Annotated in this window: 15 protein-coding genes; 6 read left to right on the plus strand and 9 right to left on the minus strand. The window is 53.7% G+C overall.

Annotation, left to right across the window (positions count from 1 at the left end; all coding sequences use genetic code 11):
- Positions 1–8: 8 nt before the first annotated feature.
- Complete coding sequence (locus H8730_RS12765) at positions 9–890, minus strand: AraC family transcriptional regulator (protein WP_249289889.1); 882 nt, start codon at positions 888–890, stop codon at positions 9–11.
- A gap of 162 nt (positions 891–1,052) precedes the next feature.
- Between H8730_RS12765 and uxuA the strand changes: the two genes are divergently transcribed.
- The 6 genes from uxuA to H8730_RS12795 all read left to right on the plus strand — a co-directional run bounded on the left by uxuA (position 1,053) and on the right by H8730_RS12795 (position 4,494).
- Entirely contained in the window at positions 1,053–2,096 is a 1,044-nt protein-coding gene (gene uxuA / locus H8730_RS12770; RefSeq protein WP_177717539.1) for a mannonate dehydratase, read from the plus strand.
- A gap of 12 nt (positions 2,097–2,108) precedes the next feature.
- Positions 2,109–2,957: an SDR family NAD(P)-dependent oxidoreductase gene (locus H8730_RS12775; RefSeq protein WP_177717540.1), complete on the plus strand. Its 849-nt coding sequence runs from the start codon at positions 2,109–2,111 to the stop codon at positions 2,955–2,957.
- 372 nt (positions 2,958–3,329) lie between these two features.
- Positions 3,330–3,647 (plus strand): hypothetical protein, encoded by a 318-nt coding sequence (locus H8730_RS12780; protein WP_249289890.1) that lies wholly within the window; start codon positions 3,330–3,332, stop codon positions 3,645–3,647.
- Positions 3,648–3,650: 3 nt separating this feature from the next.
- The gene (locus H8730_RS12785) at positions 3,651–3,995 is read left to right on the plus strand and encodes a hypothetical protein (protein ID WP_249289891.1); all 345 of its coding nucleotides are present in this window, start codon (positions 3,651–3,653) and stop codon (positions 3,993–3,995) included.
- 84 nt (positions 3,996–4,079) lie between these two features.
- Entirely contained in the window at positions 4,080–4,307 is a 228-nt protein-coding gene (locus H8730_RS12790) for a hypothetical protein (protein WP_249289892.1), read from the plus strand.
- Complete coding sequence (locus H8730_RS12795; RefSeq protein WP_249289893.1) at positions 4,294–4,494, plus strand: hypothetical protein; 201 nt, start codon at positions 4,294–4,296, stop codon at positions 4,492–4,494. Before H8730_RS12790 ends, H8730_RS12795 begins: the two co-directional genes overlap by 14 nt.
- A 45-nt stretch (positions 4,495–4,539) precedes the next feature.
- Here H8730_RS12795 and H8730_RS12800 read toward each other — a convergent pair whose 3' ends face one another.
- The 8 genes from H8730_RS12800 to cobN form a co-directional block, all read right to left on the minus strand.
- Positions 4,540–5,901: an alpha-L-fucosidase gene (locus H8730_RS12800; protein WP_177718957.1), complete on the minus strand. Its 1,362-nt coding sequence runs from the start codon at positions 5,899–5,901 to the stop codon at positions 4,540–4,542.
- A 16-nt stretch (positions 5,902–5,917) separates the two neighbouring features.
- Positions 5,918–7,135, minus strand: a complete 1,218-nt coding sequence (locus H8730_RS12805) for a hypothetical protein (RefSeq protein WP_177718955.1) — start codon at positions 7,133–7,135, stop codon at positions 5,918–5,920.
- 100 nt (positions 7,136–7,235) lie between these two features.
- On the minus strand, positions 7,236–8,303 hold the full coding sequence (locus tag H8730_RS12810; protein ID WP_177718953.1) for a LacI family DNA-binding transcriptional regulator: 1,068 nt from the start codon (positions 8,301–8,303) through the stop codon (positions 7,236–7,238).
- A 217-nt stretch (positions 8,304–8,520) separates the two neighbouring features.
- Positions 8,521–9,177: a precorrin-8X methylmutase gene (locus H8730_RS12815; protein WP_177718951.1), complete on the minus strand. Its 657-nt coding sequence runs from the start codon at positions 9,175–9,177 to the stop codon at positions 8,521–8,523.
- Positions 9,174–9,950 (minus strand): sirohydrochlorin cobaltochelatase, encoded by a 777-nt coding sequence (locus H8730_RS12820; RefSeq protein WP_177718949.1) that lies wholly within the window; start codon positions 9,948–9,950, stop codon positions 9,174–9,176. The genes H8730_RS12815 and H8730_RS12820 overlap by 4 nt, the downstream gene beginning before the upstream one ends.
- Before the next feature lie 20 nt (positions 9,951–9,970).
- Positions 9,971–10,708, minus strand: coding sequence for an ABC transporter permease (locus H8730_RS12825; RefSeq protein WP_177718946.1), 738 nt, complete (start codon positions 10,706–10,708; stop codon positions 9,971–9,973).
- Positions 10,708–11,556 carry an ABC transporter ATP-binding protein gene (locus tag H8730_RS12830; RefSeq protein ID WP_177718944.1) on the minus strand — a complete coding sequence of 283 codons (849 nt, stop codon included), beginning with the start codon at positions 11,554–11,556 and terminating at the stop codon, positions 10,708–10,710. Before H8730_RS12830 ends, H8730_RS12825 begins: the two co-directional genes overlap by 1 nt.
- Positions 11,553–15,296, minus strand: coding sequence for a cobaltochelatase subunit CobN (gene cobN, locus H8730_RS12835; protein WP_177718942.1), 3,744 nt, complete (start codon positions 15,294–15,296; stop codon positions 11,553–11,555). The genes H8730_RS12830 and cobN overlap by 4 nt, the downstream gene beginning before the upstream one ends.
- Positions 15,297–15,331: the final 35 nt, after the last annotated feature.

Here is a 15,331-nt window from a genome sequence, read left to right on the forward strand (position 1 = left end):
CTGCCCGGCTATTCTTTTTGAATTTCCTTTGCAAATTCTTTCGGCCCAATGCCGTACTCCGCCTTGAAAGCGCGATAAAAATTGGAGTAGTCGCCAAATCCGCAGTGACAGTAGGCATCCGTAGGATTGGCTCCCGCCAGGAGGAGCTGCTTTGCCATGATAAGCCGCTTCTGGATAATGTATCGGTACGGCGATGTCCCGACGAGCCGTTTAAACTCTCTGGAGAGATGATATTTGCTGATATAGAACTGCTCCGCCAGATCATCCAGCGAAATATCATCCCCTGCGTTCTCGTTGATATAGGATAGAACCTTTGAGATGACGGCCTCAGAAGGATCCAGCGCTTCATAGCGCCGCCCCCGGCTGCGGCTGTAAAACATCTGGCGGTTCAGCTCGATGAGAAGCTGGGTGAGCGCCGCCTCCGACGCCACCTGGGAGCCAAATGCATCTCCATATGTCTCCTGGTGCAGCAATTCCATAATGTTGGAGATCCGCTGCCGGGTGATGGCATCCACGCGCAACAAATTGGTATATTCCGGCTCATAGATGTCAAAACAGCGGTCCAGGACGCAATCCGGCCTGGAAAGCCGATCGATACAAGATTTGCTCACCCAAAGTACAATTCGCTCATAACTATGCTTTTCTTTGGCAATAATAGGTTGATGGAGCTCCAACGGCGAGATCAACAGAATATCGCCTGGCTGCAAAGGGTATGTTCTGTTTTCCACCCGATAACTCACTTTGCCTGACAAAAAGAAATAGATCTCATAAAAATCATGGTGATGCATGGCGACCTCACTCAAGTAGGAATCCCGGTAGTGATGGATCTCATAGGGAATTCCAACTTCCATCTGCTGTCGCCGGCTGAAAGGATGAATCGCTGTCTTCAACGTCTGGTCCTCCTCTCGAAAGCAGCCTTTCAAAATATTCCACAGTATAGAGGATACAGCAAGATCCGCAATATGTCAAGCAAGTAAAGCATTTTATATTGTATATTTTTGCAGTATGCTAAATAGTAGAGCGATTCGCATGTTTTTAAAAGGAGGTATTTCATGAAATTATCCTTTCGCTGGTATGGCAGCGATGATCCGGTGACGCTGAATCATATCCGCCAAATCCCCAATATGCACAGCATTGTAACGGCTGTCTATGACGTCCCCCCCGGAGAATTGTGGAGCCGGGACAGCATCGCCGCATTGAAGCAGGAGGTTGAGTCGGCTGGCCTCCATTTTGAAGTTATTGAAAGTGTCCCTGTACATGAGGATATCAAGCTGGGCAAGCCTTCCCGTCAACAGTATATCGAGAATTATAAGGAGAATATCCGGCGGTTGGGCGAGGCTGGTATTCGCTGCATCTGCTATAACTTTATGCCGGTTTTTGACTGGACGCGGACTCAACTGGACAAGGAGTTGCCCGACGGCTCCAACGCCCTGGTCTATTATAAGGAGCAGCTTGAGAAGATGGATCCTCTGACTGGGGAGCTGTCTCTGCCCGGCTGGGATTCCAGCTATACGAAAGAAAGTCTGGCTGCGGTTTTTGCTGAGTACAACAAAATTACGGAAGAGGATTTGTGGGAAAATCTTCGGTATTTCTTATCCGAGATCATACCCGTCGCCGAGGAGGCCGACGTCAAGATGGCCATCCATCCCGACGATCCGCCATGGCCAATTTTTGGACTCCCCCGCATTATAACCTGCGAGGCCAACGTGGACCGCTTCCTGAAGCTGGTTGACAGCCCTTACAATGGTCTGACCCTCTGCACGGGCTCCCTCGGCTGCACAAAAGCCAACGACATGGTGCATTTAGTGGATAAATACTCCGCAATGGGACGGATTCACTTCATGCATGTGCGAAACGTCAAGATTCTCGACGATGGAAGCTTTGAGGAGAGCGCTCATTTCTCTGCCTGTGGTTCCCTTGATATTGTGGCGATCATGAAAGTGCTCTATCAAAATGGTTTTGACGGCTATGTGCGGCCTGACCATGGGCGCATGATCTGGGGCGAGACTGGCAAGCCTGGTTACGGTCTGTTTGACCGAGCGTTGGGGGCTTCGTATATCAATGGTATCTGGGAAACATTACAAAAATTAGGATAGGAGGCATTTTCTGTGAATTTACCTTTTCAAATTGATTTATCTGAGAAGACGGCTGTGGTGACTGGCGCCGGTGGCGTTCTCTGTAGTATGTTTGCAAAGGTTTTGGCGGCGTGCGGTGCGAAGGTTGCTCTTCTGGACCTGAACCAGGAGGCGGCCCAGTCCTTTGCCGATGAAATCACTGCGTCCGGCGGTCAGGCAAAGGCTTACATGGCCAACGTTTTGGACAAAACGGTTATGGAGGAGGTCCATCAGAAGGTTCTGGCGGATTTCGGCCCCTGCGACATTTTGATCAACGGCGCTGGCGGGAATAATCCCCGCGCCAACACCACCAATGAATACTATATGCCTGGCGATATAGACAAAGATATTGTGACCTTCTTCAATTTGGACGACGCCGGCGTGCAGTTTGTATTCAACCTGAACTTTCTCGGCACCTTGATCCCCACCCAGGTTTTTGCAAAGGATATGATCCAGCGGCCGGGGTGTACTATCCTGAATGTGTCTTCCATGAATGCCTTTACTCCCCTCACGAAAATCCCCGCTTACTCTGGCGCAAAGGCTGCCATCAGCAACTTTACCCAGTGGCTGGCGGTACATTTCTCCAAGGTCGGAATTCGGGTCAACGCGATTGCCCCCGGTTTCTTCGTCACCAAACAGAATGAGAAGCTTCTGTATAATGAAGACGGAACGCCGACACCGAGGACGGATAAAATCTTAGCCGCTACCCCCATGGGCCGCTTCGGGGAGTCCGAAGAACTGGTGGGCACACTGTTATATCTGCTGTGCAATGAAGCGGCAGGTTTCGTCACCGGAGTGGTGATTCCTGTTGACGGCGGATTCAGCGCTTATTCAGGGGTTTAACTGTCTTTAAACGGCTATTAAGTAAGGGGCTGTCCTGAAAACGTAGTTCAGCGACAGCCCCTTTTTTGCACGCCGGCGAGGCGAAGACGGGCACACGGAGGCAAAATCTCTGCCATCACAGTCGAAACGACCATACCGGCGGGGAAACGTCATGAAAAATGCACGCCGGCTAGGCGCGCAACGGCTGCGGACAGCGGGCAAAAGGTGGCAAATTCCTCGCCATCACAGTCGAGACGACCATGCCGGCGGAGAAACAGGATGAAAAATGCACGCCGGCTAGGCGAGTAACGGCTGCGGTCAGCGGGCACACGCAGCCAAATTCCCCGCCACCACTGTCAAGACGACCATGCTGGCGGGGAAACGTCATGAAAAATGCACGCCGGCTTGGCGCGCAACAGCAGGGACCAGCGGGCACACGCAGCCAAATTCCCCGCCATCACCGTAGAAACGATCATGCCGGCGGAGAAACGTCATGAAAAATGCACGCCGGCTAGGCGAGTAACGGCTGCGGTCAGCGGGCAAAAGGTGGCAAATTCCCTGCCATCACCGTCGAGACGACCATGCCGGCGGGGAAACAGAATGAAAAATGCACGCCGGCTTGGCGCACAACGGCTGCGGACAGCGGGCACACGCAGCCAAATTCCTCGCCGTCACCGTCAAGACGATCATACCGGCGGGGAAATGGAATGAAAAATGCACGCCGGCTTGGCGCGCAACAGCAGGGACCAGCGGGCACACGCAGCCAAATTCCCCGCCATCACCGTCAAGACGATCATACCGGCGGGGAAATGGAATGAAAAATGCACGCCGGCTTGGCGCGCAACAGCTGCGGTCAGCGGGCATAAGGGGGGCAAATTCCCTGCCATCACAGTCGAGACGACCATGCCGGCGGAGAAACGTCATGAAAAATGCACGCCGGCTTGGCGCACAACGGCTGCGGTCAGCGGGCACACAGAAACAAATTCCTCGCCATCACCGTCGAGACGACCATGCTGGCGGGGAAACAGGATGAAAAATGCACGCCGGCTTGGCGAGTAACAGCAGGGACCAGCGGGCACACGCAGCCAAATTCCCCGCCATCACCGTCGAAACGATCATGCCGGCCGAGAAACGTCATGAAAAATGCACGCCGGCTTGGCGCGCAACGGCTGTGGCCAGCGGGCACACGCAGCCAAATTTCTCGCCGCTACCGTCAAGACGACCATGCCGGCGGAGAAACAGGATGAAAAATGCACGCCGGCTAGGCGCGCAACAGCAGGGACCAGCGGGCACACGCAGCCAAATTCCCCGCCACCACCGTCGAGACGACCATGCCGGCGGAGAAACGTCATGAAAAATGCACGCCGGTGAGGCGCGCAACAGCAGGGACCAGCGGGCACACGCAGCCAAATTCCCCGCCATCACCGTCGAAACGATCATGCCGGCGGAGAAACGTCATGAAAAATGCACGCCGGCTAGGCGCGCAGTCTCCCGGCAGGACGATCCTTTTCCCGACACCCTCTTGGTTTTTGTTGAAATCAACATGGATCGCTTTTAGGCCATCCCTTATTTATCCTACAGGAAAGTCCGCCGTCAGGCGGACCTAATTTCGAAGAATCGAAGGTTCTTTGGCCTGCGCCGCTTCATTCTCCCACAGCATTCCCCACTTGTCCACCGGCACGCAGGGCTCCGCGAACTCAACTTTAACCACCGTGGGCATGGCCGGATCCACCATATCCGGGGTCATATGAATCCAAAAGCACCCATACTTTCCGTCGAAAAATTCTTGAATTCGTAGCTCCTGACCGCTGGACAGAATGCTAGCTTTTGTATAGGGCGTGTCCACCCCTTTCACCATAATTCCTTCCCGTGGGATCTCGTGTACGAACAGATAGAGTCTCTTTCTGTCACGGCTAAATACACTGCCTCCCCCGTAGAACCTCCTGTCGAGCCCCTGCTCCGACTCATAGATGGCTTCTTCATTCTTTCGGATGAAATCTCCTATCCGAAGAAGGACCTCCTCCTGGCGCTCATCAATGGTTCCATCCTCCCGGGGGCCTATATCCAAAAGCATATTGCCTCCCAGCGACAGGATATCACAGAACAAGCGCATCACCTGGAGCGGCGACTTATAGTTATTGTCCGATGGGCGGTATCCCCATGACCCGTTGATGGGCGTACAGTATTCCCACACTCCGGCGCTTGGCCGCGAGCAGGGAATGCGCACCTCCGGCGTCTCCACATCGCTGTACTCCGGCAGCCGTGAGATCACCGTATCTGGATTTGCCGCCTTGATCATATCATGGGCTCGCTTCTTCTGCCAGTCAAATCCCTTCATCTCAAACATTCCATCGCCCCAGAATACATCCAGTGGACCAAAATTGTGGACAACTTCATGGAGCTGCCTGAAGTAGAAATCCATGAACGTCTCCCACGAGCGGACATGATCTTCTGATCGATTTGCCTGCTCAAACGTGCGATTCTTGACCTCCGACCACATTTCAACGAAGGCTGTCTTTTTCTGCCTCATCTCCCGGATCTCATCTTTCGTCCTGTCACACAGGACAGACAGATGTTCATCCATAGACCAATCCGTATGGGAGTAGTAGAGCCCGACCTTGATTCCCGCTTCCCGCATAGCTTTACAGTAGGGCGTGACAAGGTCGCGCCCAGCAGGAGTCCGCTTTACAACGCTCAAATCGTTACACTTCGTATCCCACAGCGCAACCCCGTCATGATGCTTTGCCGTCAGAACCGCATACTTTGCACCGGCCTTCTTAAACAGTTCCGCCCAGTAGGTTGGGTCATAGTTTTTTGCAGTAAATCCGTCCAGCTGTTTCATATAATCCACATAGCTCATGGACGGATAGGCAAAGGCCCAGGACTCTTTGGTGCCTTGCACCGCGTAAATTCCCCAGTGGATGAAGATTCCCAACTTCGCTTTTTCAAACCATTCCGGTGTCATACCCATCTCCGTTTCCCTACCATACATACTTCTCAGGGCACAGCATTCCGTCTTCCAGCATCAGCTGGAATTCCTCCCCCATATTCTCCGCCAGCATTTCCGCCGCCGCCGCAAAGGAGAGATAGGCCAGCGAAGTGGCAAAATCGTTGGCAAAGAGCGCAAGATAGATCTTTGCATTGTCGGTACAGAAAATCGAGAGCTGCCGCCCTATGGCCGCGAGAGCCTCCTCCCCGGCCAAGCCGCTTCTGTACGCATTGCACAGTGTCCAGGAGAGGCCAGCCTCATAGCTTCTGGCGTTTTTTGTATGGGGCTGTGTATAATATCCAGTCGAATCCTGATTTTTGTATAGCCACTCGCTAAATTCTTTCCACCTGGCATGGAGAAGCTCATAAACCGTTTTGTTTTCATTATAATTGGCGATTGTCATCTCCTGCGCAGTCAGCTTGTTGGAAGCCTCTTTCACCCCATCCTCCGCCTGCGCGAAACCCGACTCTCGTAAGACACCTTTAGGCTTGATGGCAAGGCGCTTCTTCATTTCAGGTGAACTGAGGCCCTGCAGGACTCCTGAGCTGGTGTAAAGGATCACTTCGGAGGGGGAGGAATCCCACTCCTTCCACTGGGTATTCTTGTAATCAAAAAGCGCCAAATACTCACACGGTGCCACGGCAGCGTCAAAATATTTCGTCTCCCCCGTGGCAGCGGCAAACAGCACTAGCACCTCTGTAAACAAAGCATTCGCACACCAGTAGGTCCGCATGGGATTGACTTGGTGACTCAAAATCCCCACACCGATTACGCCTTCCTCCGTCGTGTAGGTTTCAAGAACATAGTCGATATAGCGCCGAACGCTGTCCAGATAGGCCGAATTGCCAGGGTAATCCGGGTACGCCATCACCGTTTCTATAATGGACGCAGCTACCGATGCCGCATCCGCCACACAGGAGCAGGCTACCATTCCTTTATCGTCGATGTTATAGCCGTATCCCATATCAAACATGTCCTTCTCATGAACTCCCTGGAACTGTAGATAACGGTCGCAACAGGCATGTGCGACCTTCTCTGTCCTGCCCAGGCCGAGAATCTTCCCGGCTTTGAGCATCGCACGGACAGCATACGATTCTTCAAAGCTCGATTCCATGGTGAGGGCCATTCCGCAATTCCACACCGAATGGGCAGAAAACCAGTTTGTAAATGTAAGCAGTCCTTTTGTTACGACCTTAGGGTTGATTTTCATTGTCGTAGTTCCTTTCCAGCTGGGTATTGAGATTTTGTTTCTTTATATTTCTATGCCGTTTCTTAAATGGATTTAACTATATCACACTTATACAGGGAAGTCAAGCTTTTGTTTCATGGAGCGACTGCACCGTATTTCTCTCCACGATATACGGCTCCAGAGATAGACACATCGGCCTATTGCATGTTCCACGGATGTCGTCCAAGAGCAGCATTGCCGCCATATGGCCCATCTGTGTCGATTGGACGCAAACGGTAGTCAGCGGCGGCGATGTCATGACGCTGTATGGACTGTCATCAAACCCAATCACCGAGATATCCTCCGGCACCCGCAGTCCACTCCGCTGAAATCCGCGGAGCAGTCCAAACGCCACCATATCATTAATGGCCATGACCGCTGACGGGTAGGTGGAACGTGCCATGATCTGCTGCGCCAGCCGCTCTCCGCTCTCCAGCTGGGATCCCTCTTCATAGTCACCAATATCATGCAATAGGACGTTTTCCTTCTGGATAGGAAGATGATAGGCTTCCATCGCCCTCTGAAACCCAAGAATACGGAGCCTGCGGCTTTCCCGATCGACTTTTAGCCCCGCATAAACAATATGGTGATGGCCTTGCTCAATGAGATACCGCGTTCCGAGGAAGGCTCCCTTCTCATAATTATACGAGATACAGTTAAAGCGGTTGTTGGATTGGGGACAGTCTGCAAGCACCACTTTAACACCATGTTGAATCAGCTCTTCCGCTCCTCTATCTAACATTGCGTTATTGTTGGAGGCCGAGATCACAATCCCCCTGAACTTCTTTGCAAGCAGACTCCGTATGATACGATCATATCCGCCACGGGGGAATCCGGTGGATGTATCGTAGACCACTACGCTCATGTTTTCACGTACCATGGAGGATTCAAACCCTTCAATCATGGAGGCGTAAAACGGATTTGCAATTGTTGGCACTAGGATGGCGACCTCACTGTCTTTCGCCCCGCACGGCTCCCTCGGAACGGTGTAGTTCATCTCCCTCGCGGTTTTTAAAATTATCTCGCGTACCTGCTGTCGGACGGGATAATCGCTGTTGGATAGTACGCGGGAAACCGTCGCTGGTGAAAAGCCGCATGCCTTAGCCAAATCCCGGATGGTTACTGAATTTCGAGCGCTTGTATCGCTCAATGATCATCTCTCCTTACATGCTGTTTCTTTTTTGTTTACTATAGCATGGGCGCGTATTTTTGTCAACGAGACGCTATTTGTGCCTTATCTCCAAACAGCAAATGACACCGCTAAGCGGCGACGCCTGCGGTGTCTACATAGATTGCAATATGGACAGCTCCATCGTTTCTATCATTTTCTTTTGGGTTTCTATGCCCCTGGATGCCCCGCGGCGGCCTTACAGCCTTCGCCCCACCGCCTCATATAGCAGGGCATTGCAGATTGCCGCCGCCACGTTGCTGCCGCCTTTTCGCCCTCGGGCTACGATGGCGGATACCCCTTTCTCCTCCGCCAGCGCCAATATTTCCTCCTTGCTCTCCACCACATTCACAAACCCAACGGGAACTCCGATGATAAGGGACGGGCGCACACCCTTCTCCTCCATGAGCTGGGCCAGGCGGATCAGTGCGGTAGGGGCATTGCCACAGGCAAAGATGGCCTTGGGGTAGAGGGCAACGGCCTTGTCAATCGCCGCTGTGGCCCTGGTCGTTCCGTTCTCCCTGGCCATTTCTGCCACATCGGCGTCAGCCATAAAGCAATGGACTTTCCCGCCTACCTGTTCCAGCGCCGGCTTATTAATTCCGGCCAGCGCCATATTCGTGTCCGTAATAATGACCGGCCTATCCTTCATAGCGGACAGGGCATGGGATACGGCCTGTGGCGTAAAGACAAGATTCTTCGCATACTCGAAGTCGGCCGTCGTGTGAATGACTCGCTTGACTACGGCTTCATTTTCCTCCGGAATCACGGCTCCCATCTGCCCTAGCTCCCTCGCGATGGTGGCCATGCTCTCCCGCTCAATATCTGTGGGAAGATGATACTGAAAATGTTTCATAGATATCTGTCTCCTTTTTGCAGTGTCCGAATATGTTTCTGATACAGTTCTTGTATTGGCGGCATAGCTCCCAGCCCTTGCAGGACACATTGAACTGCAAGTCCGTCCTCCTCAAAGCGGCGCTTCCAGCTGTCCTCCCCGTCGCCAGCCATATCGTGGATCGCGTGATCCCCTGCTACCAACATAAGGGGAACCATCCGGAGCGCGGACACATGGAGCTGCGCGCGCACTTCCTCATACGACGGCCAACCCTCCACCGTCCCGATCAGCACATCCTCGCGCCCCTGCATGTGAAAGATCATCTGTAAAGCCGGATACACCACATTGGCAAAGTGATCCGTGCCATGTCCCAGGAACACAAGTGCCTCACCCTCTTTCCGCGGATAGGCCTCACTCAATATGGCGGCCAACTCTCGGAGGTCCTCCGTCGTCGCCAGCAGCGGTATGCCAAACTGTAGGGATGCAAATCGCCCTGCATACGCGTCCACTGTCGCCTTCATTTTATCGTACTCGATTCCATATAGCAGGTGCGTCGGCTGTACCAGGGCATCGGTGATGCCGTCCTCCAACATCTGGTCCAGCGCCTCCTCCAGGCTTGGAATCGAAATTCCCCTGCCCCGGAGGATTCTCCGTATGGTAGGGCTCGTATAGGCCGTGTATGCCAACGATCCAGGCGTCTCCGCCTTGATCGCCTCCTCCACTGCGCTGATCTGCTGGACTCGCGCCGTCTCCACACTTGACCCAAAACTGACGATTACGATTGCCTGTCTCATCTGTACCTCCTCAACATGTCTTAAATATTTTTTCGCCTGTTAATGACGGCATTCGCTAGAACCATAAAGACCAACGCGTAGAGGGCCAAGATTAGAACGCTCCAAAGGTTAGGGGCTGATCCGTAGGCCATGGATCGAAGCAGCCCGCTAGCGTGGGTCAGCGGAAGGACGTCAATGATGACCTTAATCGCAGTTGGAATGCGGTCCAGAGGAAAAAAGGTGTTACAGAGAAACGTCATGGGGAGAATGACAAAGGTGGAAAATCTGCTGATGTCGGAATGGGTGGCGGCCAAGACCGCCGCCAACACCCCCAGCGCCGCGAACACCATTCCATTGAGCAACATCACGAGGAAAAACATGGGGGATATGTGCATCGTTGCGCCGAAGGGAATGGAGAGCAGTAAGATCAAACAGCCGCTGTACATTCCCCGCAGCGATCCCCCTAACATCTGCCCCACAATATATTGGGAGATGGGCGTCGGCGATATGATGATATGATCAAAGGAATGCTCAAAAAGCCTCTGTACGTTCAGGGAGAGCCCCACCGCGGAAAAGCTTGTGTTCATGGTTGTCAGTGCAATAATGCCTGGAACTAAAAAATCAATGTACGGGCGGTCCGTCACCGTGGTCGTCGCGCCCAATCCCCACCCCAGGGCGATCATATATAACAGCGGACTGATAAGCGCCGACGTGGTAATCTTGAACCACTCATATTTAAACTCCACCCATTTCTCCCACAGGACTGTCACAATTCCCATTATACCACCTCCAGGCCACTGCCTACAATATCTAAAAATACATCTTCCAATGTTGTACTGCGCATATTGAATTTGTTGGTGATGGATTCCGCGTAAGCCAGCGCCTCCTCCTTTGTGGGAAAGAAAGAGCTCCTGGTCTGACTGCCGTCAAATTCATCCACCGCCACCGGGCCGAGCTGCGATATTAACTCTGCGGGCGTATCCAGCCGAACCACCTTTCCCTTATTGATTAGGGCCACCCGCTGACACAAGGATTGCGCCTCCTCGATGTAATGGGTGGTCATCAAAACCGTCAGCCCCTTTTCATTCAGTCGGCGGAGCAAATCCCACATCTGCCGCCGGGAAGCGGGATCCAAGCCGATGGTCGGCTCATCGAGAATCAAAATTTCTGGATCTGTCAAAAGCGCGCGGCACAGCATGAGCTTGCGCTTCATACCGCCCGAGAGCTTGCGCACCGTCTTTTTTCTGTGCTCTGTCAGACCACAAAAGTCCAACAATTCCTCCCGGCGCTCCCGCATGACCGCAAGGGGAATATGATAGAGCCGCGCCTGCCACTCCATCACCTGGTCAAGCGTCATGTCATAGCGCAGTGAATTTTCCTGGGTGATAATCGACAGCTTCTTTTTCAAATCTGCTCGCTTTCGTGTCAGCACCTGGTTGTTGATCTGCACTTCCCCGGATGTGGGCAGGAGCAGTGTCACCAGGATTCGAATCAGCGTTGTCTTGCCGGCCCCGTTGGGCCCCAACAAACCAAAAAACTCCCCTGAATCAATATGAAGGCTCACATCATCCACCGCCTTCACCTGCTGTTTTGGATATGTCTTCGAAACATGTATAATATCAATCATAGACTACTCTCCTCAATGGTTCCCTCTACCTTCATATAGATGGCCCGAATTTTATCCAGCGTCTCCGGGGAAGCATTCCACATTCCTCGCTGATTTGCCTCCAGCAGCCGCTCACTGACTGCGTGGACTGACCAGCTGTTGACCTGCTCCATCCACTTTCTCGTCTCTTCGTCAAATAAAAACCGCTGGGCAATGCCTTGATACATCCAGTCCTGCGCCACCTCCGCCGTGGCATCCCACCCAAAGAGCGCATCCAGCGCCGCTGAGATTTCCTGCGCCCCTTTAAAGCCGTGGCGCTTCAACCCCTCCAGCCATTTCGGGTTGAGAATTTTGCTCCGCAGGATCCGCGCCGTCTCCCGCTTCGTATCGCGAATCTTGACCCTCTCCGGGTCCTCGCTGTGGCCAGTCAGCGATATCGGCGTCTTTCCAGAATTGGCTTTGACGCAGGCGATAAGCCCACCGTGGTAGGAATAGAAATCATCGCTGTCCAACATGTCAATCTCGATGGTGGACTCATTTTTAATGGTCATGGATACGGTGGACATGCGCTGACGAAACATCTCCGTCATCACGTCGCCATGGGCTTTTGCGCTATAGCCATGCCCGCTCCAGGTCTCATACACCTTAGCCAAATCCTGGTAATCCGTCCACTGGCGGCTCTCAATCAAATGAGAGACCCCTGCTCCATAACCGCCGGGCGCACAGCCATACACGCGAACCAGAGATTGGTCCACCGCTCTGTCCTCCGGCATCCCCGATTCCACCATGGCCCGCACATCTGCATTCATATGTTTTTTTATAAAGTTAACGTCCTCGCTCTCATCCAAGGCCGCCACACATTTCACGGCCTCATCCATCAACCGGATCAGATTGGGATACATATCCCGGAATAGGCCGGAGATCCGGAGGGTCACATCCAAACGTGGACGGCCAAGCTCTTCAAGTGGAATCGGCTCCACCCCAATGACCCTTGTTGTTTCGCCCAAATAGACAGGGCGCACGCCCATGAGCATCAGCGCCTCCGCAAAATCCTCCCCGCAAGTCTTCAGCGTTCCTCCCGCCCAAATGACCATGGCGGTACTCTCCGGGTATCCGCCCTCCTCTTCCTGGTAATGCTTTAGCATCTGGGCAGCCAGCTGCTGGCCGATCTCCCATGCGGCGCGGGAGGGAATCTGAGACGGATCGCTGGCGTAAAAGTTTCGCCCCGTGGGCAAAAGTGCCACATTGCCCCTTGTAGGATTCCCTCCCAGGGATGGCGGAACAAATCGCCCCTCATTTCCGGCCAGACAATACTTCATCTCATCCGCTGTGTGATCCAGCTTATCCTTGACGGTCTCACAGAGGAACCGCAGGACCATCTTCACGTCTGACACAGGGCCGGGAAATTGCTGCGCCTTTACAACCTCCGCAATAGCAGCTGGGTTGTATTCCTCCTGGGCGAGCTGGCCCACCATCTCCCTGGCCCTGCTGATGGCCTCCTCATAAACCTCCTGCCCCGTTTTGGGCCCAAAAAGTGTGGAGGGCTGATCCTTGATCTCGCTGGCGTTGTAGCCGAGAGCCATCAGCACGCTGTCATTGAGTGCAGGGACAGAGCCATTCTTTACCCTCACCAACAGCCGCATAAGATTATCGTACAGCTTGCCCTTCGGAGTCTCCCCAAAGACATGAAGTCCATCCCGCACCGCCGACTGTTTCAATTCCCCCATCCAGACATGGATTCTACCGATGGCGCCATCCGGATCCCGCTCAAATTCCTCTTTGGTCAGGCACAGATCCGTCAGCAGTTCCGTCTCCTGCGCCAGCTCATAGATCCGGCTCCCCAGTTGCGGAAGCTGTACAGGCCGCGTCTGCTTGGCATGATAATACTCCTTTAACGCCTCATCCAGGACCGCCAATGTTTCATAGCTCTCCGCTTCCTCCATGGAGGGAATCAAGTGATCCAGAATCACGGCAGCCGACCGCCGCTTAGCCTGAATCCCCTCGCCCGTAATTCCGATGTGATAGAGATAGAGATTGGGGACAGTTCCCAGGCAAATATCCGGGTAGCACTGAGATGAGAGACCCACCTCCTTGCCCGGCAGCCACTCCAGACTGCCGTGGGTTCCAATGTGATACACCACATCCGCGCCGAACACCTCCTCCAGCCATCGGTAGTATCCCACATAGCTGTAGGGCGGCGTGGCATCCGTGCTGTGGTACAATTCGGCGGCTCGCTCCCCAAAGGCGCGGGAGGGCTGGAGCCCAATGAAGATATTTCCATCGAGAAATCCCGGAATCATCAGCTGGCCCTGCTCCGTCAAAACCGTACCGGGAGCCTCGCCCCAACAATCCGCCATCTGCGCTTGGACCCGCCCACTGAGGGAGGAAAACCATTGTCCCCATTGATCCGGATGAATGCGGTCCGCTGCCCGCTCCATCATGATTTCCGGGGAGAGGAATCTCGTGTCGTTGGTCAGGGCCGACAACAGATGGTTTGCTATATCCTGCCCGCTTTGCAGCGGAATGGTCGTCAGGACACCTCGCGCTTCCAGCTGCTTCACCATTCGGTACACGGATTCAAAGGTATCAAGCCCTTCGGCGCAGCCAATCTTGTCATTGCCAGGCGTATTGTGGAATAAAATGGCGATCTTTTGCTCCTCTGGCTTCCGATATCGCAAGTTCGCCCAGTGGAGGGCTAACTTGCAGAGATGGTCCACTCGGTCAGGGATTGGGACCCATACTTTTCGCGTGATCCCATCTTCCTCCACCAGTTCCTGTGTGGCGCAAGGCACTGTAATGATCTGTCCATCCAACTCCGGCTGAAAGACTGTGGTGGCCAGGGACATACTGTCGATTCCCTCTGGCCGCACCTCGTACTCCTCCTTGGAAAACCGTGTATTCATCACCTGGAGGACAGGGACATCCCACTCCTCAAAGATACTGTGGTCCTGCACCTTGTTGCCATCGCCGGGGGAACCCATCTGCGTCAGGGAAAAACCCGCTAATACGAGAATCACATCCGGCAGTTTTCGTCCTCGCCAGATAAAATACTCCCCCATGGCATACTTGATTCCCTGTTTATCATCCTCGTCGTTTGCCATTCGCGTGAACAGCGGCAGAGGGTAGGCCCCCAACGCCTCCAACCGCTCAATGATGGCCTCGATATGTTTTGTATTCCCGTTGAGGACCTGCGATTGGTGGAGGATCAGGCCCACTACAGGCCGGCCGCTTTCGGCGGCTCCCCGCAGCACAGCCTCCTCCTCCTCTCTGGGAATCGGTCCACCAGGCCGGTAGAATCCCCGGCTCAGAGGCGGTTTCGGCGGTGGAACCGGACACGGCATATCAAATCGGGCGCTGGCAATCGCCAGAAACATGGCCGCAAAGTTATCCGCATCCGCATACTGGAAATAGGATTGCACCGTGCGGTACTCCTCCGGAGTCACACCGGACGAGGGCATTAACTCCGCGATCTCGTCGGGGAGTGAGGATTCGAAATAAGCCGGCATCCAGGCTGTAATCTGTTTCCAAAAGCCCCGAAAATCCGGCAGGATTTGAGCACCTCCGTGAAAATACACGATGGCGTACTGACATCCTCTTGCCTCCTCCATCATGGCCGCATACGCATCCGGCTTCTGGCACACATCCCAGAGAGAATAGCAGCTTCCTTGGATAACATCCCCATATTGTTGCTGCAACATGCGAAAGGCCTTCTTCATGTTCCAAAGCCGGTCTTCCGTAGCGATCAGACAAAAAAAACGCATTGTAACCCTCCATTCTGAAGCTAACCGTTCATCTA

It is taken from the genome of Bianquea renquensis, assembly GCF_014384895.1.
Classification (GTDB): Bacteria; Bacillota; Clostridia; order Lachnospirales; family Bianqueaceae; genus Bianquea; species Bianquea renquensis.

Coding starts and splice junctions, on each gene's coding strand:
- H8730_RS12780 (WP_249289890.1), top strand. CDS start 3,330: ATGCACGCCGGCTTGGCGCGCAACAGCAGGGACCAGCGGGCACACGCA.
- H8730_RS12825 (WP_177718946.1), bottom strand. CDS start 10,708: ATGGGAATTGTGACAGTCCTGTGGGAGAAATGGGTGGAGTTTAAATAT.
- H8730_RS12785 (WP_249289891.1), top strand. CDS start 3,651: ATGCACGCCGGCTTGGCGCGCAACAGCAGGGACCAGCGGGCACACGCA.
- uxuA (WP_177717539.1), top strand. CDS start 1,053: ATGAAATTATCCTTTCGCTGGTATGGCAGCGATGATCCGGTGACGCTG.
- H8730_RS12805 (WP_177718955.1), bottom strand. CDS start 7,135: ATGAAAATCAACCCTAAGGTCGTAACAAAAGGACTGCTTACATTTACA.
- H8730_RS12795 (WP_249289893.1), top strand. CDS start 4,294: ATGCACGCCGGTGAGGCGCGCAACAGCAGGGACCAGCGGGCACACGCA.
- H8730_RS12800 (WP_177718957.1), bottom strand. CDS start 5,901: ATGACACCGGAATGGTTTGAAAAAGCGAAGTTGGGAATCTTCATCCAC.
- H8730_RS12815 (WP_177718951.1), bottom strand. CDS start 9,177: ATGAAACATTTTCAGTATCATCTTCCCACAGATATTGAGCGGGAGAGC.
- H8730_RS12790 (WP_249289892.1), top strand. CDS start 4,080: ATGCACGCCGGCTTGGCGCGCAACGGCTGTGGCCAGCGGGCACACGCA.
- H8730_RS12820 (WP_177718949.1), bottom strand. CDS start 9,950: ATGAGACAGGCAATCGTAATCGTCAGTTTTGGGTCAAGTGTGGAGACG.
- H8730_RS12830 (WP_177718944.1), bottom strand. CDS start 11,556: ATGATTGATATTATACATGTTTCGAAGACATATCCAAAACAGCAGGTG.
- cobN (WP_177718942.1), bottom strand. CDS start 15,296: ATGCGTTTTTTTTGTCTGATCGCTACGGAAGACCGGCTTTGGAACATG.